The organism is Halalkalibacter kiskunsagensis, from assembly GCF_037027555.1.
Lineage (GTDB): Bacteria > Bacillota > Bacilli > Bacillales > Bacillaceae_D > Halalkalibacter > Halalkalibacter kiskunsagensis.
Genome location: NZ_JAXBLX010000012.1, coordinates 70,754 through 96,213, shown reverse-complemented (window position 1 = coordinate 96,213; position 25,460 = coordinate 70,754). Strand labels below are relative to the sequence as shown.

The 25,460-nt window shown below is 36.4% G+C and carries 21 protein-coding genes; 1 reads left to right on the top strand and 20 read right to left on the bottom strand.

Annotation, left to right across the window (positions count from 1 at the left end):
- Nucleotides 1–13: 13 nt before the first annotated feature.
- The 17 genes from SLH51_RS09025 to SLH51_RS08945 all read right to left on the bottom strand — a co-directional run bounded on the left by SLH51_RS09025 (nucleotide 14) and on the right by SLH51_RS08945 (nucleotide 20,969).
- Nucleotides 14–814 (bottom strand): SDR family oxidoreductase, encoded by an 801-nt coding sequence (locus tag SLH51_RS09025; protein ID WP_335960822.1) that lies wholly within the window; start codon nucleotides 812–814, stop codon nucleotides 14–16.
- Between the two features lie 511 nt (nucleotides 815–1,325).
- Complete coding sequence (nhaC, locus tag SLH51_RS09020; RefSeq protein WP_335960821.1) at nucleotides 1,326–2,717, bottom strand: Na+/H+ antiporter NhaC; 1,392 nt, start codon at nucleotides 2,715–2,717, stop codon at nucleotides 1,326–1,328.
- 406 nt (nucleotides 2,718–3,123) lie between these two features.
- A complete protein-coding gene (gene pdxA, locus SLH51_RS09015; protein ID WP_335960820.1) occupies nucleotides 3,124–4,119 on the bottom strand; it encodes a 4-hydroxythreonine-4-phosphate dehydrogenase PdxA in 996 nt (331 codons plus the stop codon).
- A 3-nt stretch (nucleotides 4,120–4,122) separates the two neighbouring features.
- Nucleotides 4,123–5,412 carry a four-carbon acid sugar kinase family protein gene (locus tag SLH51_RS09010; protein ID WP_335960819.1) on the bottom strand — a complete coding sequence of 430 codons (1,290 nt, stop codon included), beginning with the start codon at nucleotides 5,410–5,412 and terminating at the stop codon, nucleotides 4,123–4,125.
- Between the two features lie 104 nt (nucleotides 5,413–5,516).
- Nucleotides 5,517–6,494 (bottom strand): 2-keto-3-deoxygluconate permease, encoded by a 978-nt coding sequence (locus SLH51_RS09005; RefSeq protein ID WP_335960818.1) that lies wholly within the window; start codon nucleotides 6,492–6,494, stop codon nucleotides 5,517–5,519.
- 211 nt (nucleotides 6,495–6,705) lie between these two features.
- Nucleotides 6,706–8,472, bottom strand: a complete 1,767-nt coding sequence (locus tag SLH51_RS09000) for a sigma-54-dependent Fis family transcriptional regulator (RefSeq protein ID WP_335960817.1) — start codon at nucleotides 8,470–8,472, stop codon at nucleotides 6,706–6,708.
- 349 nt (nucleotides 8,473–8,821) lie between these two features.
- Nucleotides 8,822–9,451: a YesL family protein gene (locus SLH51_RS08995; RefSeq protein WP_335960815.1), complete on the bottom strand. Its 630-nt coding sequence runs from the start codon at nucleotides 9,449–9,451 to the stop codon at nucleotides 8,822–8,824.
- Between the two features lie 15 nt (nucleotides 9,452–9,466).
- Nucleotides 9,467–10,891: a glycoside hydrolase family 32 protein gene (locus SLH51_RS08990; protein ID WP_335960813.1), complete on the bottom strand. Its 1,425-nt coding sequence runs from the start codon at nucleotides 10,889–10,891 to the stop codon at nucleotides 9,467–9,469.
- 71 nt (nucleotides 10,892–10,962) lie between these two features.
- A complete protein-coding gene (locus SLH51_RS08985) occupies nucleotides 10,963–11,808 on the bottom strand; it encodes a carbohydrate ABC transporter permease (RefSeq protein ID WP_335960811.1) in 846 nt (281 codons plus the stop codon).
- Between the two features lie 15 nt (nucleotides 11,809–11,823).
- Nucleotides 11,824–12,750 (bottom strand): carbohydrate ABC transporter permease, encoded by a 927-nt coding sequence (locus SLH51_RS08980; protein WP_335960809.1) that lies wholly within the window; start codon nucleotides 12,748–12,750, stop codon nucleotides 11,824–11,826.
- Nucleotides 12,751–12,816: 66 nt separating this feature from the next.
- A complete protein-coding gene (locus SLH51_RS08975; RefSeq protein ID WP_335960808.1) occupies nucleotides 12,817–14,115 on the bottom strand; it encodes a sugar ABC transporter substrate-binding protein in 1,299 nt (432 codons plus the stop codon).
- 413 nt (nucleotides 14,116–14,528) lie between these two features.
- On the bottom strand, nucleotides 14,529–15,773 hold the full coding sequence (locus tag SLH51_RS08970) for an ABC transporter substrate-binding protein (RefSeq protein WP_335960807.1): 1,245 nt from the start codon (nucleotides 15,771–15,773) through the stop codon (nucleotides 14,529–14,531).
- 26 nt (nucleotides 15,774–15,799) lie between these two features.
- Nucleotides 15,800–16,969 carry a response regulator transcription factor gene (locus SLH51_RS08965; protein WP_335960805.1) on the bottom strand — a complete coding sequence of 390 codons (1,170 nt, stop codon included), beginning with the start codon at nucleotides 16,967–16,969 and terminating at the stop codon, nucleotides 15,800–15,802.
- Nucleotides 16,959–18,716 (bottom strand): sensor histidine kinase, encoded by a 1,758-nt coding sequence (locus tag SLH51_RS08960; RefSeq protein WP_335960803.1) that lies wholly within the window; start codon nucleotides 18,714–18,716, stop codon nucleotides 16,959–16,961. The genes SLH51_RS08965 and SLH51_RS08960 overlap by 11 nt, the downstream gene beginning before the upstream one ends.
- A 591-nt stretch (nucleotides 18,717–19,307) precedes the next feature.
- The gene (locus SLH51_RS08955) at nucleotides 19,308–19,442 is read right to left on the bottom strand and encodes a hypothetical protein (protein ID WP_335960802.1); all 135 of its coding nucleotides are present in this window, start codon (nucleotides 19,440–19,442) and stop codon (nucleotides 19,308–19,310) included.
- 85 nt (nucleotides 19,443–19,527) lie between these two features.
- A complete protein-coding gene (locus tag SLH51_RS08950; protein WP_390183852.1) occupies nucleotides 19,528–20,727 on the bottom strand; it encodes an aminotransferase-like domain-containing protein in 1,200 nt (399 codons plus the stop codon).
- A 5-nt stretch (nucleotides 20,728–20,732) separates the two neighbouring features.
- Nucleotides 20,733–20,969, bottom strand: a complete 237-nt coding sequence (locus tag SLH51_RS08945) for a hypothetical protein (RefSeq protein WP_335960798.1) — start codon at nucleotides 20,967–20,969, stop codon at nucleotides 20,733–20,735.
- Between the two features lie 656 nt (nucleotides 20,970–21,625).
- Between SLH51_RS08945 and SLH51_RS08940 the strand changes: the two genes are divergently transcribed.
- Entirely contained in the window at nucleotides 21,626–23,293 is a 1,668-nt protein-coding gene (locus SLH51_RS08940; protein ID WP_335960797.1) for a glutamine--tRNA ligase/YqeY domain fusion protein, read from the top strand.
- Nucleotides 23,294–23,429: 136 nt separating this feature from the next.
- Here SLH51_RS08940 and SLH51_RS08935 read toward each other — a convergent pair whose 3' ends face one another.
- The 3 genes from SLH51_RS08935 to SLH51_RS08925 form a co-directional block, all read right to left on the bottom strand.
- Nucleotides 23,430–23,888, bottom strand: a complete 459-nt coding sequence (locus SLH51_RS08935; RefSeq protein WP_335960795.1) for a hypothetical protein — start codon at nucleotides 23,886–23,888, stop codon at nucleotides 23,430–23,432.
- Nucleotides 23,881–24,798, bottom strand: a complete 918-nt coding sequence (locus SLH51_RS08930) for a ParA family protein (RefSeq protein WP_335960793.1) — start codon at nucleotides 24,796–24,798, stop codon at nucleotides 23,881–23,883. Before SLH51_RS08930 ends, SLH51_RS08935 begins: the two co-directional genes overlap by 8 nt.
- Nucleotides 24,799–25,043: 245 nt before the next feature.
- A complete protein-coding gene (locus SLH51_RS08925; RefSeq protein ID WP_335960792.1) occupies nucleotides 25,044–25,436 on the bottom strand; it encodes a cytochrome-c oxidase in 393 nt (130 codons plus the stop codon).
- Nucleotides 25,437–25,460: the final 24 nt, after the last annotated feature.

The following is a 25,460-nucleotide window of genomic DNA, read 5'->3' as shown; positions in this document are numbered from 1 at the left end:
AGCGCTAGCTTTATTATCCTCGGGATTTCCCACCTGAGATATTTAATGTCGTGCCTGTAATATAACTAGCACGATCTGAAGCGAGGTAAGAAACCAGATCGCCTATTTCAGTTAATTTTCCTTCTCTTCCAAGAGGAATCGATTTACTATAATCGGTTGCTAATCCATCTACTGTAACGCCACGAGTATATGCTAGTGCCTCATTATAAGCATCTGTTCTTAACCCTGTTGTTTCTAAGATACCAGGAGCTACCGCTACAACCCGGATATTGTGTTTTCCTAATTCCTTTGCCCACGCACGAGTAAAAGAAATGACTGCACCTTTTGTAGCTGAGTAACAGCTTTGTCCAGCAGACCCTTCTTGACCTGCTTCCGATGAAACATTAATAATCACACCTTGTTTTTGCTTAAGCATCTCTTTAGCAGAAGCCTGTGCAAATAAATAAGGACCTTTTTGGTTTACTGCCACCATAAAATCAAAATCCTTTTCACTTAATTCATATTCTGGTTTTTCACCTTTGTCATCAACTAATAGTCTTGGGAGGTTAACACCCGCATTATTTACTAGGATATCCACTGATCCAAATAATTCAACAGTCTTTGCAACCGTATGATCTACACTTTCCTTACTTGTTACATCACACTTCAAAAAATAAGCGCCGTTATCTTGTTGTCCTTCTTCTCCATTCAAATCGGCAACAACCACTTTTACTCCATTACTTACTAATTCATTGGAAATATTCAATCCAATTCCAGAAGCACCACCGGTTACAATGGCAACTTTCCCTTCTAAATCAAGCCAAGTATTGTCCATCTTCTATCCCTCCATATCTTTTTCCTGAAAGCATTTTCAAACTATGTTAAGTATAAATTTTTTGTAAAGATTAATTAATACATACTTTTTCACACAAAAGTGAAAAGGATTGCATTATTATCTTGTATCTTGTCGAAAAAAGTAGACATAGTTGCAATTGCGCATGCAGAAAAGATACGGCTGTAAAAAGAAAAAACCTCCTCAATATATTTTACATTGAAGAGGATGGCCACTATTTTTAGTTTATAGGAAACAATAAAATGGTTTGCTTTAGTTTCTATCTAACAGCTTGACAAGCTGGAATTCAATTTTTTTCTGATTCTGATAATACTTTTATATTCTGTTTGAAATTCCCCCGGTGGCATGCAGTGGATTTTTTTAAAATGTTCATTGATACTCGATACATTAAAAAATATTGCTAATCACAACACTAAGAATAATTTCCTTGTTATTTCTATGCTTCGTTTAAATTATATTAAATTGTCCTCCAGTATTTCTTCATAATTCTCTCTTAATTTCCCCTTTCTTCCTCACCAGCGACCATCGTAATATTAAAATATCCATAAATTGCCACAATGATTGGTACGAGCCAACAAATGATGGCATATGGAGCGAACGCCGCTGGACTAACAGATAGGACAGAAAGCATAAACATCCCGCTGCTGTTCCAAGGGATTAATGGGGCTGTTAATGTACCGCTTCCTTCCATTGCTCTCGAAAGGTTCTTTTGATGAAGATTCTTTTTTTCAAAAGGCTCCTTAAACATTTGACCCGGAATAATAACGGCGAGATATTGATTGGCACTGAAAATATTAATAACAATCCCTGAGGCCAGGGCAGTCGATACTAGATTCCCCGTACTGTGTACAAACCGCATCATGCCCATTACAATCGAATGAAGCATTCCACTCTTGTTCATTACGCCGCCAAAGCCAAGTGCAATCATAGCCAAAGAAATAATCGTATACATATCGGACATTCCGCCTTGGGAAAGAATATTGTCCATCGTTTCCGAACCCGTTTCAATGCTAAATCCTCTATAAAGCGTCTCCAGCATTTCAGTCATGCTTGCTCCCTGGACGGTTACATACATGACGCTTCCTAAAATAACCCCAACAATGAGACTCGGTATGGCAGGCATCTTAAATAAAATCATTGTAACAACAGCCAGTGGTGGCAAAATGAGCCAAGGAGAGAAAACAAACGTTTCTCCCAATAATCCTTGTAGTTCTTGGACTTCTTCATTAGTGGACTGTCCATCCGTCACCGAAAATCCTAATACAAAGAAAAATAGTAATCCAATGACAAACGCCGGCAATGTTGTATATAGCATATGTTTAATATGATCATAAAGCTCAACGCCCACAATCGCCGGCGTCAAATTGGTTGAGTCTGATAAAGGTGACAGCTTGTCTCCAAAAAAGGAGCCTGATACTACCGCACCAGCTATCATTTCAACTGGAACACCCATTCCTTCACCAACAGCAATACAAGCGACACCAGCTGTTCCAGCCGTAGTCCAAGAACTACCTGTTACAATTGCTACCACACCACAAAAAAGCAAAGCAGCCGGCAAAAATAGAGCAGGAATCAAAAAGTCAAAGCTTACGTAAATAAGGACCGGAACAACTCCACTCGCAATCCAAATCCCAATAATCATTCCTATAATGAGCATAATAATCAATGCAGGAATAGCCGTCTTGATAGCCTCCGTAATGCCATCTTCAATGGACTTCCAACTATATCCCTGCGTCAAAGCAACAATAACCGCAACAGTAGCACCTAAGAATAAAGCCATATGCGGTTCTGCATCATACACAAAAATACTCATTCCTAGAAATATCCCTATAGCAATAACAGGAATAATCGAAACAATGAAGCTCGGAGTTTTTTCTTCTGACATAAAACACTATCCCTTCGTCTTTTTTCTAAAAATCCTTTGTTTTTGTCAGTTACCCGAAACTTCGTACTATTAATCTTTATAGGTTATAAATGTTTTTAGAATCTAGAATGATTTCATTTCCTTCGGCTATGTTACTTTAGTCTGCTTTAGAGCACTTCTCTCCTACTCAAAGGAGAGAATTTCCCACGTAAAAAACCATACGCCCCAAAAAGCATATGGTTTAAAGAAGCACAATTTATTTGTTTTTTCTAAACTCTAAAATAAAAGTCTACATGAGACTACTAAAAAGGTCGGTTTTTTCAGTGCACTCGGCAACGTGCGGAGCCATCGCCACTTCCTTGATGGACTTTTTCAGTGCCTCACATTATTGGTCGCATTTTTATAGGGAAAGTGGCCTCGCCTTCCACTAATCTCTTGGTGCTAATTCAATCGCTGAATTAATTGCTGCTTTCATACTTCTTGAATCCGCAATGTTCTTTCCTGCAATGTCAAAGGCAGTTCCGTGGTCAACGGATGTACGGATGACTCCGCCTTTTAATCCTACAGTAATATTTACTCCATCTTCTATTCCCATCACTTTAATTGGTGCATGGCCTTGGTCGTGGTAACAAGCAACAACAATATCAAAATCACCACGAGCTGCACGGAAGAATAAAGTATCTGCTGGGTGAGGTCCGGAAGCATCAATTCCTTCTTCCTTCGCTTTTTTGATACCAGGAATTAGCTTTTCCTCTTCCTCACCGTTACCAAAAAGACCATTTTCACCAGCATGTGGGTTAATACCACATACAGCGACGCTTGGATTCTTTATGCCAGCTCTTGATAACGTATCGTGCGCTAATTTAATTACTTTGTAAGTTCTTTCTGGATTAATCATCTCAATCGCTTTAATTAAACCTACATGTGTTGTAAGATGAATTACTTTTAGATTTGGCGCTGTTAGCATCATAGAAAAGTCTTCTGTATCTGTTAAGTCCGCCAAAATTTCAGTGTGGCCTGGATAAAGGTGTCCACCTTTATGCATGGCCTCTTTATTTAGAGGGGCTGTACAGATTGCGTTGATTTTCTTTTCTTTTGCTAATTCTACAGCTTTTGCAATGTATTGATAAGCGGCATTTCCCGCTTCGCCCGATACTTGACCAAATGGTAAATCAAACGCCAGTAAATTTAAATCAATAACATCGATAATCCCAAATATATTTTTTGCTTCAGACACTTGATTGATCACATGGACCTCTACATCAGCATTAACAATTGGCTTGACTCTCTCTAACATTTTTGCATCGCCAATTACCACCGGCTGGCACCTGTCATAGATATCTTTATCCGTTAATGATTTAACAATAATCTCTGGTCCAATTCCTGCAGCATCTCCCATAGTAATTCCAATAATTGGTTTCATTACTTACAACACCCCTTTTAATTTATCAATTGCATGGACAAATACCGTTTCTTTTCCGAATCCACCAGCTTTTGTAATGACAAAAATGTCATCGTTGCCAATGAATGTTGAAATAGGTACGCCAATTTCTAGCTCATCATGAAGATAGAATCCTTTCACATTCCATAATTCACATACTTGTTTAGCAGTATCACCGCCAGACATTACTATTCCTTTAAATAGTTTTTCCTCAATTAAAACAGAACTAATTCCACCAAGCATTTTCACAATTTCGTTGCTTGTTTCTGTATAATTAAATCCATTAGCCGCTCCCATTTCTCTCGCTTTTTCTATATCTTTTGGCTCACCAGTAGAATAAATAACAACGTTGAACCCTTTTTCGGCAGCGTCTCTTGCTTCCTTTAACACATTCGTCATTTCCAAATTACGTTCCTCATCACATGAAACGGCTTTAAAGGATTCCATTTTAATGCCTATGACATCGTCTTTTCTTAACACAACATCTAGCTGATGTCTAGAATTTTTGTTCACACTGCCTACAACCGTTAAAATAGGAGCATTATTTTTTGGAATCATCAATTTGTTTTCTGTTTGTTCGATATCGTAATAAGACGGTAGATAATTTGCTAAACCTGCGGAACCTACCCACGTAATGCTAAAGTTTAAATGTTTTGTATGATTTAAAATTAGTTCCAAATCTTCTTCTGTTTCTGAATCAACGACAATATAGGAAACATTATTTTTTGCGAAGTTTTCAAGTTCATGATGAATCGCATTTGAGCCTTTAAGCAATAAATCTTTATCAATTAAACCAACAGACCTATTCGTTTGTTGCTTTAATAGAGTAGGAACATGAGAAACTGTTACAGGCGTTTTAGGATCACTGGCAATTTCCGTTTCATTTAAGGCAATTCCATTTAAGTAGTGATGCCCATTTACTACTTTCCGTCCATTTTTAGGATACCCAGGAACAACAAAAACAAAATCTGGTTTTAACGAATCATAAACAGCATCTATTTCAATCCCGATATTCCCTCTCATTGTAGAGTCAATTTTTTTGTATATGTTTTGAAAACCTTGTTCTTTCAGGAATTCCATTACCTCGTAAACTTTATTATACGATTCATTTTTATCAATCGAACGACTATCTGTATCGAAGACAACAGCTTCTGATTCATGGACAGCATTTTTGTCTAGTCCAAATAATACCGATGTTTTCAAACCAAACTTCGCCAGTTGTACTCCACTGTCGTTCGCTCCAGTTAAATCATCTGCGATAATGGCTAATTTCATTGTTTTACACTCCTTACTCTCAATAGAAAACTACAATCAATTTCTATATTTTAACAGATTAATAGAGAAAGCCACTCATTAAATGAATGGTTCCTCTAATTTATTTATTGAAAATTCGTTGCTGATGTTTTCCCTTTTTTCTCTAACCGTTTTACTAAAAAGGCAACAAATATCGGTAGTAAAATAGCTGTCGTTACAACACTCGCTGCAACCTGCACTGTTGCTAATTCTGCGTTCGCTGCAAAAGCAGGGCTTGCTGCAGCGATGGCAGCTGGTGTTGCCACAGCATTTCCTGCTGTAGATCCTTCTGCCGCACCAACAATTGGATTCCAGTTGAATGTTTTGAAAACAAAGTATGCTACAGATCCAGTAAGCAAAACAGTTAGTACTCCAATGATAATTCCTGATAAACCACCTTCAATAATCGCTTGGAAGTTAATACCCATACCTAATGCAAAGGCAAAGAACGGAATTAACATATCACTACCTTTGCTTAAGAAATCTCTCATTTCACCATCTAAATTCCCAAGAACAAAACCGATTACAATTGGAAGTAACACAGAAATAAATGCTGTTGCTGAAAACATTCCATCAACAAATCCCATTGCTCCAAAAATAGATAACGCTATCATTGTTAAGAAAGGACCATCATTTAAAGCTAAAACTGAATAAGCTGCTTTATCGTCTGCTTTCCCATATTGACCAACTAAAGCCATATACAGACCACCGTTACTATTTGTCATAGCTGCGATTATGGCAATTGGAACTAACCCGAAGAATAAGCCATCTGAACTTGCCATCGAAAAGGCTAATAATCCCACCGCCGCACCAACTAACCATTTTACACCAAGGAGGGTTGCACCTTTCCCAACAGAAACCCCAATATTACGAACATTGATTTGAGCACCTGCACATAGTAAGAAAAGGGCAATCAGTGTTCCTGCACCATTTACAAATAATGCTTCTGTAAAGTTTCCGATTCGAAGTAACTCAGGGGCTAATGTATTTATTGTAGCAGCTAATAATAAGGGAACTACCATCATCCCGCCTGGAATTCGATCCAACGTTTGTTTAATATTCATTTTGAAAACTCCTTTATGTTTTATTGCGCTTACATTTTGTAGAAAACGCTTTTAATTTGCCTAACACTATAATTGATTAAAATTGCAACACTGTTATCCAGACACAAAATGTAATACGCTTACAATTGTAATTATAAACACGTTAGTTTATTATTGCAATACTTTATTTGCTAAATTACAAAAAAATAAATTAACGTTGCATTATGCAACGTTAATTTATTTTGCGCCATAAGGTTGTACGATTAATTCCTAACCGTTTAGCTGCTTTTGTTTGATTCATATTTTCTTCTTTAAGTACAGTAAGAATGACTTCCTTTTCAATTTCGGCTAACGTTTTGGATAGGTCAATTGGATATCCCTTTTTCTCTACAGATTCTCCAAAAGACAAAGAATCTATTGCCTCTTTTTCAATATAATCCCCTTCTGAATTGCTCACTAGTTCCTTAACCACATTCTTTAACTGCTTAACATTTTCTGGCCATTCAAATTCTCGGAGGTATGATAGAGCCTCTTCCTTGATACCTACCACTTGTTTTCCAAATTGAGCATTGAAATTACTAACAAACAAACGTATTAACTCATCTATATCCTCAATTCTTTCTTTTAGGGCTGGCATATATAGAGACTGCTCGTTCATTCGTTTTATTATTTCCTTATCCAGTCTTTCACTTGGGTCAAAATGAAAAGAATAAATGACTCTAATTTGCTCTTTTTTGTTTAAGACTTCCATCACTTCGCATTGGTATTCTATTGATAATTTTTCAAATCCCGTAACATATACAGTCGTTTTCTTAAGAAAAGGAAGAAAAGATGCAATTTCATTAATAACTTTTTTTGAATTGTTTAAAATCATAAGTTCCATGAATTGCCCGTCTCTACTCTCACTTTCCGAATGGATGGAGGAAGCTAGAAACCTCTTTCCAACTCCTTTATCCCCCCAAATAATAAATGGAGCCTTCATTTCTGAAGCTAGCCTCGCCTCCGATAAAACATTTTTCATGATATGACTGCTTGTAACTATTTGAGCAAAAGATGTCCTCGGCATACGGCCTTTGTAAACTTCTATACTCTTTTTCACATCCACGTTTTTTTCATGAATTTTTAAATAATAAAAGTCCTTTTTCCCATGTTCTAAACTTCCAGCAGTTACATCTAAATTTTCACCTTTCAACACAATCGTTCTACTTATTGTGTGATGGGTACTAGCTTTCGGCAATAACTCAGAGATTAACTGTAGAAACTCTTCCGGGAAGGAAAAAATGGAAAGTTGATCTATTTCTTTGTTTTTCTTAAATAGCTTTTGTATAAAATGCTGATTTGCATAAGCAATCTCTCCACTCTCTTGAAATATCACGATGCCATCCTGCATACAATTTAGAAAGTCTTTATATAAAGAGTAATCATTTTCTTGTTGCTTCATGACCCGATTCATCTGCATTACCTGATCAAAAACTTCTAAAACAGCTTCTTTCCCCGTTGTAATCAACATGCCTTGCAAGCCGAAACTCTCTGCCGTGTTAACAGTAATTGTATCCCCTAAAATAAGCTGGGCACCACCATCCCAGGCTTCCTTCACAGCATTTTCCACTTCCTCTTTATGATCGACAATGGTATAGGAAATATCGATATTTAGTAAGTTGGAAACCGATAAAACATCATTACAAATATTAGGAAAACCAATCATATGTACTTTCATTTGATAATCTTTAATGAGGGTTAGCGTTCGTAAAATGTCATACCCTGATAACTTAATTTCTATAACAGGAATGTTTGTAAACTGACTGATTACTTTAGCTGTCCCCCCACGACTAATAATAAACTGAATTCCTTTATTTTCATTTGCTTTTACAATAGGAATCGCAGCACTTAAATCTGCTTCTTCTACCAAAATATCAAGGTCTGTTTGCTGACTGGCTAACACTGTTGCTAATTCCTTAAGCCCCCGATATGGTGCTATAAATAACGTTTTTATCCTCATAACATTAACTCCTCTGTTGCAGTTTGCTACAGTCATTATACAAAATCAAACTGTAGTTCACCACTTTTATATAAAGTTCCTGCCCCTAACGCCAAAAAATACTTGAAAGTAGGAACTTTTCCAGATACCATGCTAGACATTGCGGGAGTTTGTAGATACGTATCTGAATCATTTTAATGGGCCTGACTACCGGCACATTATACACGCACCAGCTTTAAGTAGAAAAAGCTTTTTGATAAGCTATTTCGTATTAATCAAAAAGAAAAGCCGTCTGCAATTCTATTCATTGCTAGCGACTCTTCCAACCTTTCATTTAATTGTTTAGATCGCTTGTTTAACATTCTCTACCCTATTTTTCCAAAGGCACAAACTGCTCTTTAATTTTCGGCATTTTTTCAATTTTTTCAAACGAAAATAAAGAAAAACGAAAGGTAATCATTGAAACCGGGACTATGATTACAAACACTGCAAGTGGCGCGTAATAAAGGATTATTCCTGCTCCAATCCACATAAGAATAATGGCAAAGCTTGTTTTTCCATCTAAAAATGAAAAGGTAAATGCTTGTTTAATAAGCGCGAGACCTTTTGCATTATAATGAACGAGAACAGGTAATAAGAAGGAACTTGTAATAATATAAAGGATAAAAACAAGCGCTGTTATTACAATAAATACAATTTTTAAGTTGCTCGCGATTTGAAGGAAAAAGAAAACATCTAAAATTAAAAGAGATCCAACAATAACCCATGAAGTTCCAACCAAAAATCCTTGTTTTAGAAATAACCGATATTCATTTATATAACACCTTATTACACTATGTTCCTTGTACATATGCCATTTTCTTATTACCCCAAACATTGCAGCCGTGGAAGGTCCAATCGTAAATAGCGGCATCGAACTAATAACCCACAAAAAATTTAGAATAATGATGTTTGTTACAGTTCTCAAAAATGATGCGGTTTTTCCATCCCAAGGATTCATGTTAATCGTCCTTTCTTACTTCCAAGTAGATTCAATATGGTGTATCGAGACATTTGATAAATGGACTTCCCCATCTGTTGCATTCCACTCTAACGTGTAGTTTTGTTCTGATGGATAAAACAATTCTGTCATGACACTACTTCCTTGATTTACGAACAGTTCAATCGAGGACTTATCAACGATTAGTATAAAATCATTTAATTCATTTAATGGCATTTTATCAACACTCGCAAAATACTCAGAAAAGGAAACATCGCCACTTCGGGTTCGGTCCACTCTTACTTCTTGCTTTACACAGTCAAATACAATTTGAAGCTGCTCTTTTTCCCCTTTAAGCGTTAATGTGAAAGAAGAAGATTGATTCTCCCTAACTTTTGCATCAACCATTACTTGAAGTTCTTTTAATTCGATTTGCTTAGGCTCTAAAGGTAGTAGAGTTACATCCTCGTTTAGTAGGATTGTATCTTTATAAAATAAAGAAAGATCAATAGGTGTCTGAACTAGCTTCCATTCATTATTGTCCCTACGTATTTTTAACTTTCTAGGAATAGACATCACACTTCTAAAAGGATCTGTTGGAACTTGGTTGGCGTATTGCCAATTGCTCATCCAGCCAATCCAGACAGGTTCATGCACATTGCTCCATGTGACTGCGGCATAAAAGTCACGTCCAAAATCCGCCCACTTTATGGTTTCTTTTTCATCATCGCACGTAAATACTTCTCCATCAAAGTCACCAATGAAATACTGCACGACAGATCCTCCATTTGGCCCACCTGGGTTAATACTTACAATTAATACCCATTTTTTCTCTTTCTCTCCTTCAACCTCAAGTTGAATCAAGTCTGGACATTCCCACACACCACCATGTGCCCCGTATTCACTACCAAAAGTTGATAGAAACGTCCAATCAATAAGATTACGGGATCCATAAAATTGTATCTGATCTCCGCATGCTAAAGACATGATCCACTTCTGAGTTTGCTCATGCCAAAATACTTTTGGATCACGAAAATCTTTCATTCCTGGATTCTCAATAACAGGATTCCCGTGATATTTCGTCCAAGTTCTTCCTCTATCATTTGAATAGGCAATACTTTGCTTTTCGTTATCTTCACCATGATGTGTAAAGATTGCTACGATAACATCTTCCTCGTCAGACGACTTTAACCCACTAGTGTTTTCCTTATCGATAACAGCACTTCCTGAAAAGATTTGGCCTAATTCATCTGGGTAAAGGGCAATCGGCAATTCCTCCCATTGCATTAAATCTTCACTTACAGCGTGTCCCCAATGCATAGGTCCCCACACACTGCTGTTTGGATGATACTGATAGAATAAGTGATATTCCCCTTTGTAATACACCAAACCGTTCGGGTCATTCATCCATTTTTCTTTTGGACTAAAATGAAATTGTTGACGAAATTGTTCATCATACATAACTAACACCTCAACTCAGTTATTTTATTTCTATTTCTTCTAGTAAGTGCTTAATTCCAAATCCATCTTTTTTATCCTTTTACACCACTCGAGGTGATTCCCTGTACATAATAACGTTGGAAGAATAAGAAAATTAAGATGACAGGAATTGTCGTTAAAGTCAACGCAGCCATGATTTGACCATATTGAATATTGTTATCTGTAAAGAGATACTGGATTCCAATTTGAACGGTTTGAATCGATTGATCTGTAGCAACAATTAGTGGCCACATAAAATCACTCCAGTGGGTTACAAACGTTAGAATGGCAGCTGTCGCAAACACTGGTTTGGAATTTGGAACAACAATTCGAATAAATGTTTGTAAAGGTGTCGCTCCGTCGATTTGAGCAGCCTCCTCCAATTCTTTTGGAAATCCCATGAAGAATTGTCTGAATAAGAAAATATTAAAAGCTGAGGCAATAAACGGGACAATAAGTGCCGGGTATTCATTGATCCATCCAAAATTATTAACGACAATATATAGCGGAATTAATACACTTTCAAATGGAACAACATATAAAGCAATGATGACAATTAAAATGAGGTCACTACCAGGAAATTTCAATTTTGCAAGTGCATATGCGCAAATAGAATTCACAACTGTTCCAAGAATAACGATCATTCCTACTGTAAAAATACTATTTTTCATATAATGAAAGAAATTAATATTTTCGGAGAAAAGAATTTTTGAGTAATGGGCAAACGTTACTTCTTTAGGAATAAACGCTTCAAATCCCATATCTTTAAAAATCATCGTTTCAGGTTTTATTGACGCTACAATCATCCATAAAAGTGGGGCAATGAACAAGAATCCAAGCACGAGTATGGTAAGAGTGATACCTATTTTCCTTAATTTTTTTTTCGTACGCTGTGTCATCGTAAATCAACCCCTTTATTGTTTTAATACCTTCTTAAGAATTAAGGACGTTATAATAACTACAAGGAAAAACACTACGGCTATCGCTGAGGAATACCCAACATCTCTAAATTGAAAGCCATTTTCGTAAAGCATGAAGACAAGTGTTTTCGTTGAATCACTTGGTCCGCCGTTAGTCATTACGTATGGTTGAATAAATAGTCGAAATGCTTGAATGGTCGTAATAATAAGGACGAAGCCAGTAACATGTTGAATGGATGGAAGTGTGACGTTTCGAAACTTTTGCCACGCATTTGCCCCATCAATATCAGCTGCTTCATACAAAGTATCAGGTACATCTTTTAACCCTGCTAAGAAAATCATCATTTGAAACCCAGCAGCCTGCCAAACTGACATAAAGATAATAGAGTTCATAGCTTGATCGGGACTTAACAAAAACGGTTGATTAGGTATTCCAAATATATTTAACGCACTGTTTATCAGTCCATTATTTACGTTATATAAGAACGTCCACAGAATAGCTACAACAACCATCGAAGTTACTACAGGGCTGAAGAAAAACACACGCCCAAGAGAAGCAACCTTAACCTTTTTATTGACAAGTATGGCTAATACTAGTGCCACTGCACATTGAAGTGGCACAACAAGAGCCGTAAAATATAATGTGTTTTTTAAAGCTGTAAAAAAGATTGGATCTTGAAACAGTCTGATATAATTATCCAAACCAGTAAACGTCTTAGCGCCCGGGTTTAACATATTGTAGTTCATCAGACTATAAATGAATGCTAAAATAACTGGTAATACCAAGAAAGTAAACATAAGGGCTAGGGCCGGAAGAGAAAACAAAACTCCTAGTATTTTTTGTTGCCGTTTGTATGTCGTTGTACTTTGCCCTTTTCTTAATAAAGGAACTGCTTTACCTTCCACCTTGGAAGTCAACATGTTACCCACCACCTTTTTTTGTATGAAAAGAGGCAATCTCAACCGATTGCCTCTATGAATTTATTCCTATTGACGCGAAATATCTGTATCTACTTCGTTTGCTACTTTATCTAATTCTTCCTGAACGTCACCACCAAGGAAAATATTCTGAACAGCCTGCCCATATCTCGTTGACAATACAGGGTATGAAGTGGTGGACGGTCTTGGATGTGCCGTATTTAGTACTTGATCTTTTAAAATGTTCAGAGGGGCTTCATTCCATTCTGACATTTCTTCAAATGAAGACATACGCGCTGCCGGCTTATTTCCTGCTTCAGCCAACTTGACAATATTTTCATTGTTCAATACATAATTTAAAAGGATAGCAGCTTCTTCTTTATGCTTCGTATCTGTTGATATTCCCCAGTTCCAGTCCCCTGATGGAGATACTTGTTCCCCTTCATTGCTTCGTGGATAATAGGTGATTCCCCAGTCCGTATCAGGATAGTCCTGTAATTTATTCCACTGCCATGAACCCATTAACATCATTGCAGCGTTTCCATCTTCGAATTCAGTAGGTGTAGGTTGTAAGTTCACTAACCCCTCAGTGGTAAACTTTTGAAGGTACTCTAATGCTTCCACTGTTTTTGGTCCATTTACATAACCTTCAGCTGTTGAACCATCTTCAGCAATAAAGCTTCCATCATTACTCCAGACTGTAGGCCCTGTGAAATAGATAATCCATTCACCATAGTCTAGTGTCCAGTTTACTCCATAGATACCATTCTCTTTATCCGTTAATGTCTTTGCTGCTTCATAGAATTCATCCCATGTCCATGCTTCTTCCAATGTAGAAGGCGGTGTAATTCCTGCTTCTTCTAGCATTTTCACATTATAAAACAATGCCACTGTCGATTCTGTTGGTCCAACCGTATATAGGTTTCCATCAAATGTACCTTGTGTAATAATCGATTCTACAAAATCTTCCTGATTTTCAACAAGGCCATCGATTGGTTGGATGATTCCAGCATCTGCATAGTTAGCAACATTCGGTCCATCTAACGCTACTAGGTCAGGCAATGTATTACTTGTCGCACCTGCTGAAATCTTATCTTCGTAGGCATACTTATTACCTCTTGGAATAAATGTAATTTCAGCCTCAATTTCTCCTTCATACTCTTCGTTGAATTGTTCAATCACTTGTTTATAAGTTTCTGACATATCCCCTTCTGGATGCCATAATGTTAAAGTAACTTCTTCTCCACTATCTGTTTGATGATTACTATTGCCCTCCTCATTGTTCGTAACATCGTCACTAGAAGAACATCCAGCGGCAATTCCTACTGCCATTACTAATGAAAGGAAGCCTAAACCAAAACGTTTCATCTTATTTCCCCCTATTTTTCAATGTGTGCGTTTACATTTCTTATAAAACAGTTACTAATGATAGACTTGTTTCGGCTTCGCCTCCTTTATTGTTTCAACTTCTTATAAATTCATTGTATATTCATTAAAGCGCTTTCAAAACGAGGCATATCTTTGATTTTTGTTCAAATTCTTACTATATAGCTTTTATATAAAATCCTTTTACAATAAGATCTATCCAACTAATGAAACCACCCATGGCATAAACGGTGTTTTTGCTTCTCAACCTTTTCTATGCTTTCTGCGAACACACAAGTGACTCCCACTCACCCTTCAACAAACTCTTTTTAGTCAAAAGAAAAATTCCCCATCTGTTAAATGGGGAATTGCATTCAGTAAACCCTTTGAAATTGTCGAGTACAAACTTTTCTATATCATTGCTGCTGCCTATAATTTTCAAACATTAACTCTAACCTCTCAAGATATGCTTCGATATCGCGATCGAAAAAGAAACGCTGTGAATGTTTTCTAAAATCCTGTTCCGCCGCCGTCCCACCAATCCAATAGTGATTTGGCCAATTCACAGATTTTCCTTGAATCATATACTCAGCTAACAAACTTACTTCAGCATTGTTCATGTTGACACCTTGTACCGCACTTATATTCCCCTCATAATCTGAGAATTTTTGCGCATTTTCCTTTTTAACAAGAAATTCCAAGAATTTTTTTGCTTCTTCTGGATATTTAGTGTCAGCTGAAATGGCAAATCCTCCGTCTACTCCTCCGAGTACCTTATTTCTTTCTGGATCATTTGTTGCAGGAAATGGGAAGATCCCATAGTTGAAATTAACATCTATCTTCTCAAGATTTGGAATCTCCCATACTCCAATTACACTCATTACTCCTTCTCCATTGACGAATGCTTTATTTACATCAATTCCCTCTGTACTAAATGAATCCTCTTGTGCGAAATCTAAAAATTCTAGCATTTTGTTAGAGAGTTCGATCCATCTTTGATCTTCTTTCAAGTCTATATGATTGTTGTTTAGTGTCTCCCAATAACTACTGTCAAACTCATTTGCAATTAATGACAGATTAAATACGCTAATCCTTTCTAAGTCCTTATTAGCCATTAAAACTGGCTGTTTTCCTTCTACTTCTATTTTCTTTAATGTTTCTATAAATTGATCCCATGTTTTTGGAACATCAAGCTCTAATTCTTCAAATATATCTTTATTGTATATAACTCCAACAGCATTTTGTGATAACGCGACTCCATACATCTTTCCATCGATTAAATAACGATTTTGAATTGTAGCATCTATATTCCCCATAAATTCCTCATGAGTTATATCTAAAAGATACCCTTTGTTTGCACGTATGACATAATCTTGTTCAATTGGATAAGTAATAAAAATATCAGGCACATCACCATGAGCAATCCGTGTCTTTAACACTTCCATGCCACCTGGAACATTAACTTGATTAACTTCTATATCAGGATACTCTGATTCAAATTCTTCAATTATATAGTCAAAAAATTCAATCGCATTCGTTTTCGGCTGAAAAAACTCAATTTGTCTTTTCTCTTCTTCAGTTTGGACATTTTCCCCCATAGAACAAGCGCTCAAAAATAAACATGTAATCACAATTGTACAACTAAAAATGTTTTTTTTCATTTTGAGCATCCCCTTAACAAAAAGACTTAATCACTTTTTCGATATTGACTTGGCGTGACTTGCAGACGCTTTTTGAACACTTGACTAAAGTATCGTTGATCGTTGTAGCCGACCATATTAGCAATTTCATAGGTTTTTAAATCGGTTGTTTTTAAAAGAATACAGGCATGTTCAATCCGAAGGTTTGTTACATATTCTAGAAACGTCACTCCTGTTTTTTGCTTAAATAAGACACTAAAATAACTTACACTTAAATCGACTTCTTCAGAAACGGATTCAATCCCAATCTCTTTTGTGAAATTTTCCTTTAGATATGATTGAGCTTTTTTAATCGCAGCATCAGGAGAGTATTGGGAATGATATTCATTTCTTATATCGTCTTCTGAAATTATGTTCATTTTTAAAAACGAAGCAGATTCTAGTAATTTAGATGTTTGCTGATAAGAAAGAGAAAGGTTACTAATCCCCATAACCTCTTTTCCAACTGCTATTTTCACAAGAGCATTTATCCTCTCACCTAACTCCTGCATTTCTGATTTAACCTGAGTAACAAATTCTACATTTGCTTTTAAATGAGCATAAACAATTACATAGCGCGTCCTCTCAAACTTATAGAAAAAAATTTCTGAGAGCAAGTCGTCTCTTTCTTTACTTGACCACTCCCGCAACTGTTGTTCATCATTTACTGATGGTTTATTTAACTCTAACGAGGTAATGATATACGTACGATCATCTTTTACATGACTGAGTTTATTGTCTCCTAGTGTGAGTGCTTCGTGGATGAGATGTTTCCGATATTCGTATTCTTTTTTCTTCTCATCTTTATATTTAACAATTACTCTACGTATACACTCTTCTAATTCGTCATGGTCAATCGGCTTTAAAATGTAATCAAATGCATTATTTTGCAATCCTTCTTTTGCATACTCAAATTCATTGTAGCCACTTAACAAAATCACTTCCGGTCTTGCTTGAAACGTTTGGACCTCTTTTAGTAAATCAAGTCCATTCATTTCTGGCATACAAATATCGGTTATGACAATCTCTGGTTGAATCTCCTTAATAAGAGAAACTGCCCCCCGTCCATCATTAGCCGTTCCTGCTACCTCACAGTCAAAAGCTTGCCAGTTAATAATTTTCTTTAAACTTTTAAGAATGAGCGATTCATCGTCAACTAGTACCACTTTATATGTCATCTTGTTCACCCTCACTTAGCGGAAATGTAAGTTTAATCGTTGTTTGCATGTTCTCCGCAGAACAGATCATCATACCGTAACGTTCACCATAATATAGTTTTAGGCGTTCTTGAACATTCATCACTCCGCAACCGATTTTCTGACTGGATGTTTCACTACCTCGATTGAATTCATTAAAAGTAGCAAGGACGTCATTTGAGATCCCCACTCCATTATCTTCAATAAAGAAGAAACCTTCTCTATTAGTGACACCGCCACGAATCTTAATAAAGCCATCTTCTTTGTTTCGGTCAAATGCATGAATTAAGATATTCTCTACTAACGGCTGGAGAATCAGTTTCAATATAAAATAGTGTTCTAATTGTTTATCAATCTCAATTTCAAACGTAAACCGTTCATTATAGCGCACCTTTTGAATTTCCATATAACTAATGACATGGCGCACTTCATCACTGACCATCACTTTGTCAGCAGTATTAATACTAATTCGCAGGAGCTTGCCGAGGTTAATTGTCATCTTACTAATGTCTCTGCTTCCATGTAACACCGCCATAGAATTGATTGACTCAAGCGTGTTATATAAAAAATGTGGATTGATCTGATTTTGCAACACTTTAAACTCTGCTTTTCTTTTTCGTTCCTGTTCATTTTTAATCCGACTTAATAACGTTGATATTTCCTCAACCATGCGATTAAATCCTTTTGCTAAATGATTTAATTCTAACACCGATAACGCTTTCATCCTTGTGGTTAATTGTCCTTTTTCTACTTGCTTCATATTTATTTGAAATTCTGTAATGAAATGGATAATTTTATTTAGGAATAATTGTTTAAAGCACACAGCAAACACTGTCACAAGAAGAACCAAAAAAATGGTTACTTGACGAATAACTTTTGTCTCATTCGTAATGAAGCTCCATGGCTTAATAGATATAAGAAAAAAATTAGAAGTTTCGTACTCATTAAATGTGACGGGAATGAATGATAGTAAACTTTTTTCTTTATCCCAATCATCAATGAACGTTCCTGAATGACTCAACGTCATTGCGGTTGGAAGCTCGATCGTTTCACCAATCAATTGATGGTTGATACTATAAACAATCTCTCCTTTATGATTGATGATCATTTCCTGCGAATCTTGTTGCTGAAGACCCTTAAACACTTCATCAAAACGATCTAGCTTCACATCAAGAATCAAATATCCGATATCACGAAGGGTGTTAATATCCTTAATAACACGTCCTTGTGAAAATAGTGGGTTCTCACTTTTAACAAATTTATCACTTTCAACCGTCGATAGCCACACAGGCCGCCCTTCTGCTTCTACCATACCATTGTAAAACTCTGATTCTTGAAATTGTCCAAATGATGGTGTTACTGTTCTTCTAAAACTATAAACTTGCCCCGTAGCAGAATAAAGAACGAGATCATCAAGCTTAGAGTGACCATACAGGAGTCCTGCAATCGCTTGGCCGTGATTATAAAAATCCAGCAATGACTGCTCATCATTATGTTTAATAAAATCTTGAACTTCTCTAGAAGAGGTAATGTAATTTGATAGAGTATTCACTTCAGAAATAACCATACTTAAATTAAGGTCAATTGCATTTAAGGTTTGTAGAGTCTCATCCCCTACCTTGTTTTTTAATGTTGAAGAGGTTACATGAAACGAAACAAATCCTAATATAAAAATTGGCAATAAAATAAACAACAAAAAAGCCATGAGAATTTTCTTTTGAAATTTCATAAAACACCCATTTTTCCTAAAATGATTTGTGTTACAGAAATATTATCACACGCATATGAACAAGTACACTAGGGATATAGTGGTATAGTAATGACGAATACAGGTAAGTTCTGGGTAAAAAAAGAGTATTTTTTAAAAGAATCGAGACAATATTGGAACCGTTATCATTATTAACTCTAATAGACATTAGATCTCTTGCCCAATTTTATCGTATTAGATATAAAGTGCATTTAATACGATGTAATCTTTCGATTTATGTTTAAATTCTTATTATTGAGGATACCAAACTGCTCTACAGCTTATTGGATATCTATAAAGCAGTTCATACTAAAGAGATGAATTAGCTCTATCACTTTCAAATATAATAAAACATCTCTTTGAATAAAGAGATGTTCTTCTTCGTTGCTTATATATGTCACTTAGGGGACTTTATATTTTAACCACCGCGCTACACTCTTGTATTAACAATTTGTGTAAGGTCGTTGTTCATTGGGCGATTTGGATCGTGACCATTGATTTCCGGCAATGCAGCTGCAAGCACTTGGAATGTAACCGTGATATTTAAACTTGAGGCTGTTAATGGACGATGCCCTACATTAATATATCGATCTTCTGTATTGGTTCACGTGTTGCATTGACAACGAGTAACCTACCTGTTATACCTCTTAAATAGTCGATTGTTTTTATCATCATATCGTAACCATATTCTTCAGTATGAATCAGCATGACATTACAACACCCAATCTAAAGTCTATGATAAATAGCATCTCATAACTCATTTACTGTAAAGATTAAAACATAACATTGGTATTCAGGGCCTCAACTCCATCCACTTTGTCACCACTTTACCTAGTTTCTGAATTCCTTCCACTATTTCTTTTTCATCAGCATAACTAAACGAAAGGCGGAGAAACTCAGTTCCTTCTTTTTGATCCAAGAAAAAGTATTTACCAGGAACGTAGGAAACACCCTCAGATAGAGCCTGCGTTAATAATTGCGACGTATCAACACCTTTAATTCTGACCCACACAAAATAACCACCTTCTGGCACATACCAGGAAACCGATTCTGGTAAGTATTGTTCTAGTGCGGAGAGTAACACCGAACATTTTCCCTGGTACGTGTCTTGTAAAATCTTGAGCCGTTTCTCAAAATCCGTATATTCTAGGAATGAAGCCATTGTTGCTTCGGCGAAAGGATGGCCTAAGTCTTTTTTAAACCAATCTAAAGCATGAATAAATTCAGTTGCTCCTGTTACCCATCCAATTCGCAGCCCCGGTGCTACTACCTTTGATAATGAACCAACATGCAGAACACGACCTTCTTTATCCATGGCTTTTAGTGGTATGGGACGTTTATTGAAGGATAATTCTCCGTATGCATCATCCTCCACAATAAGGAAATTATATTTGGTGGCAAGCTCTACTACATGCTGCCGACGCTCCTCTGTCATCGTCGTTCCTGTAGGATTTTGAAAAGTTGGGATCGTATATAGAAAACGTGGTATAGCGAGCCCTTTTCTTTTCCTTTCTGCTAGCACTTCCTCAAATAGATTTGTTTGAAGTCCATGCTCATCTATTGGAATACTGATAAAACGTTCCGTATAGTTTTGAAATATTTCTAAAGCCTCCATATACGTCGGGGTTTCTATAGCCACGACCGTTTCTTCATCGATGAGAATACGGGCAATCAGATCGATTGCCTGACAAGCACCTGAAGTAACCAAAAGTTCTTCTTCCAAAACTCGAATACCGCGCTCTCCCAATCTTTTTTGAATCTGCTCCTTAAGTTTCAAAGCTCTCGGACTTCCAAGGTAATGAAGAGGCAAATCCTGCTCCTCTTCAAGTAGGCCGATGACCGCTTCCTTTAACTGCATAGCAGGTACAAGAGCTGGTGTTGGATAGCCGGAGCTCAGACGAATACATTCACCCGGAAGCTCTGTCATCCATTCACCCGGTGGATCATTCTTTAGTGCGGCTTTAATGTTTTCAGAAATAAATTCATCACTCACTTCTATCATTCACCTTTCAGTTCATTAGTTTCTTTCCCCACACGGCTTCGCACTGTAAACCCAACAGAAACAACGAGTCCCAAATCGAGAAAACAAGCAGTAGTATATAAAAGGTGGAACGTGCCAGCTAACAAGCTGACCATCGCCGATGCCATCATGCCGCCCATGTAGCGAAATGTGATAAATACCTGAAGCCGTTCCTGATTTCTCCTTAAGCACTGACTCGAGATCGCTGCTTGCATCGAGGCTAGCCCCATACCAGCTGAAGTCCCTCCGCCAATGTTCGGCATTTTATATCTTTTCAAACGAATATAAAGAAAAACGAAATGTAATCATTGAAACAGGGACAATGATTACAAACAGTGTGAGTGCTGTGTAGTAAAGGATTATTCCCAAGTAGCCTTTAAAATACAAACACCCAACTAATTACTATAATCATAGCAATTATCGGAATTAGTGCGAGATACATAAATAATTGATTATTGATACTTTTATTACTGCTATAATTTGTGTCATCAGCTTTTGTAAGTATCAATGTAACAACAAGAGCAACTACACAAACGATAGCGGCGAGAATAATTAGAAACTTCATAATTCCTCCTTGAATAAGTGAAAATTGATTATCTAAACATGTACTATACTTCGCGATTTACAGGCGACTTTGATCCGTTGTTTGTTCCAATTGGATCCACCTTGTGTACTAAGTGAGAATACGGAGCATATTGTGAGTAGGTAGATGAGTAAGTAATTCCCTTCGATCAACTAGTCCCCCCAGGTCATTGTTAATATAAACGACCATTTGCTCACACAATGACTTATGATACACTATGTACTATTAAATAGTGTATTATGGAAAAGTATATAATGCACAATACATAACAAAAAAGGGTGAAAAAACGTGGAACATAACTCTTCGAACTTTATTCGAAATATCATAAAAGAAGATTTAGAGTCCGGCAAGCGAAACCATGTGATTACTCGTTTCCCACCAGAACCAAATGGTTACCTACATATTGGACATGCTAAATCAATTGTCATTAACTTTGATTTAGCAGATGAATTTAATGGGAAAACGAACCTACGATTTGATGACACCAATCCTTTGAAGGAAGACTCAGAGTATGTTCATGCAATTAAAGAGGATGTAGAGTGGCTTGGCTATGACTGGGATGGGTTATTTTTCGCATCTGATTATTTTAAAGAAATGTACGAGAGAGCCGTACTTCTAATTAATAAAGGAAAAGCATATGTGGATGATCTTTCACCAGATGAAATTCGTGCATACCGTGGCACATTAACAGACCCAGGAAAAGATAGCCCCTATCGTAATCGTTCTATCGAGGAAAACTTAGACTTATTCGAGCGTATGCGTAAAGGTGAGTTTGGAAACGGCGAAAAAGTATTACGAGCAAAAATTGATATGAGTTCTCCTAACATTAACTTACGTGACCCTGTTATTTATCGTATCTCTCATGCAACACATCATAATACGGGGGATCAATGGTGTATTTACCCAATGTATGCCTTTGCTCATCCTTTAGAGGATGCGATAGAGGATGTTACACATTCCATCTGTACTACCGAGTTTGAAGACCAACGTCCACTATACAACTGGATTGTAGAAGAATGTGAAATGACGAGTACGCCACAACAAATCGAGTTCGGTCGTTTAAACATTACAAATGCAGTAATGAGTAAACGTAAGTTAAAACAACTAGTTGATGAAGAGATTGTCGATGGTTGGGATGACCCACGTATGCCAACCATTTCAGGTCTACGCAGAAGAGGTTATACACCAGAGGCCATTCTTGCATTTGTACGAGAAACAGGAGTATCTAAAGGGTCAGGCGTTGTTGATTCGCAAATGTTGGACTACTTTGTACGAGAAGATTTAAAAATGAAAGCTCCTCGTACAATGGGAATTGTTCGTCCGTTAAAAGTAGTGATTACCAACTATCCAGAGGGACAAGTGGAAATGCTTGAGGCTGAAATCAACCCAGAAAACCCTGAAATGGGTACAAGACAAATTCCATTTTCAAGAGAAATTTATATTGAGCAAGAAGATTTCATGGAAAACCCACCAAAGAAATACTTCCGTCTTTTCCCTGGTAACGAAGTACGTCTAAAACATGCTTACTTCATTAAGTGTGAGGACGTCATTAAAGACGAAGATGGAAACGTGGTTGAAATCCATTGTACGTACGATCCAGAAACAAAAAGTGGATCAGGCTTTACTGGTCGTAAAGTAAAAGGAACATTACACTTTGTGGAAGCAACACAAGCGCTACCAGCTGAGTTCCGTTTGTATGAGCCGCTCATTTTAAACGAAGACCCAGAAGAATTAGAAGAAGAAACGGAAGTAGAAAAAACATTCCTAGATCAAGTAAACCCTAACTCGCTTCAAGTATTAAAAGGCTTTGTAGAGCCAAACATGAAAGAGGTTAGCGCGCAAGAGAAGTTTCAATTCTTCCGACACGGATACTTCAATGTCGATCCAAAACATACAACAAAAGATAACCTTGTGTTTAATTTAATTGTTTCATTGAAGAGTTCGTTTAAGCTTTAATATTTCACACGAAAAGACCTGTTGTTATGAACAGGTCTTTTTGCTTAGGAATCTTAGCCACCATGATGAAACACTAAGAAAAACATATTCCATTGTTATTGGAATAGCTCTTTAGTAAAGGCCGTAACAGATAGTATCATACGATCGTATTCTTAAAAGCCTCCCCTCTTTTTCTAGCGCGTATGTTTCGTTTTATCGCTTCAAACACATCGCTTTTCGTTCCTTTGATCTCATTTGGGTCTTCTGTTAACAAACTATATAGAAGCTTAAGGTCTAATGCAGTTGCGTCCTTTAGTATCTTCGTTTTCGCGTGTGTTTCTATAAAGCATTCTACTTCATCTTGGTTTGTTAGTTGGTAATAATCTAATTTTGTACCTTTTAACCTATCATAATTTTTTTCCAATAATATTTTCAAAGATTCACTAAATACTTTCTTTTTTTGTTGTGGAGGAGTAGTTGATTTTCCTCCCGATGTTTCCTGTAACGTTTTTATTAATTTATCTAATTGAGTGATATCGTTTCGTAAAACCTTTTCATCAATAGCGAGATAGATGCTTTTTAAGTGAATTAAGTAATCAACAATTTGATCATTCATGACATAACTCCTTATGCTTTTCAATACAATTTATCATTTCATCTGTTAGGTCAGCATATTCGTCACACTTATTACCAGCTGCTGTTGACCTAGCAATATCTTCATAATTATTAATAATCGTCTTAAAAGTGAATTTTTTCTCTAATGGAGTAGATAAGAGTGTTGTAAAAGAGGATTTCTGTAAATCAGAAATTAAATCAATTAAGATTTGGTCATTCTTAATGGTTCCTTTTTTCAGTGTTTCAAAGATTCCTAATAGCTTTGGTTTCTTGCCAAAGAATGCTTGTGCTAATAGTGCATGCTCACTCTCGAGACAGGTTCGATTATAAATTCTTTCAACTGTTTTAATATAATGAACGACGCCTCTTATACTTAGAGTTTGTATTATAGAAGGAATAATGTAATAGTTAGACAGCAAAAAAGCTCCTTGAGTGATGATGTTGTTACTTGGGGGACAATCAAACAGAATATAATCATATTCTTCTTCAATTCCACTATTCATAAAAAATTGTTGCAACGGAAGGAGATCTTCGAAGTCTTCTTTTAATTTTAGAGCTAATTCATCCAGTCCACCATTTAAATAAAATGTATTTGAAGGAATGAAGTGGATTTTTTCTTCTGTTACTTTTACTAAAGGAGATTTATCAATCAAAAAAGGCAAGCGTTTAAATTGCTTGAATTGCTGCCACATATCATACACATAATTCAAACTTTCATTTTCTTCTAACTGTTCTAGTCCCAATCCTTTTCGCGCTAAACAGATTTCACTTAAAGAGCATTGCGGATCTAGATCAATAAGAAGTACTCGGTAATTTAACTCCACCATGTGTAGTGCGATTTGATAAATACTAGTTGTCTTCCCCACCCCACCCTTGTAATTCCCAACGAATATTTTCTTAGCTCTCGTCATGTATGCATCCCCTTTGATGTGAGTTCGTTAAAATGTATTAAATTCAATTACTTTTAAGTACAACATCCCTGGATTCCTTAAGATTTATTTATCAATTAAACAAAGAAAATAAGTTCGTTATTGTATACGAACATTCAAGATTGCCTACCATCCATCACGCTTTCAAGCGATTGAAAAAAATGATCCGTGTGTGTTCGTACCTATAAGGCGTAAGTCATAAAAGACTTACACCTAGGTTACAAACTTCATTTCTCAAATCTACCTTGAATATCTTCTCTCTTTACATTTTTCATAACATTAATTGCAAAAAGAATAACAGCTATTATAAGGAGCGTAGCACCAATTGGAATTAAGAATTCAAGAGAGTTATTACCTTGAAGCAAGAAGAATAGACCAATCATCATCAGCGGAAGACCGATGTTATGAAGCCAAAAATGAATCTTTCCTAGAATACTAGACTCCGCTTTTGGAAATAACGTGTAAATAATACCTGCCAATGTCAACGAAGTCCATCCTAGCAAGTTAAGATGTGCATGAACCCCTGTAAGATTATAAGCATGAGCAACTGACATATAATAACCAAGCAAAACACCAAGAACGAAGTAAACAACAGAAATCTTTATAAATTTAACTCCCAAACTTTTCACCTCCTTCTTTTGTCA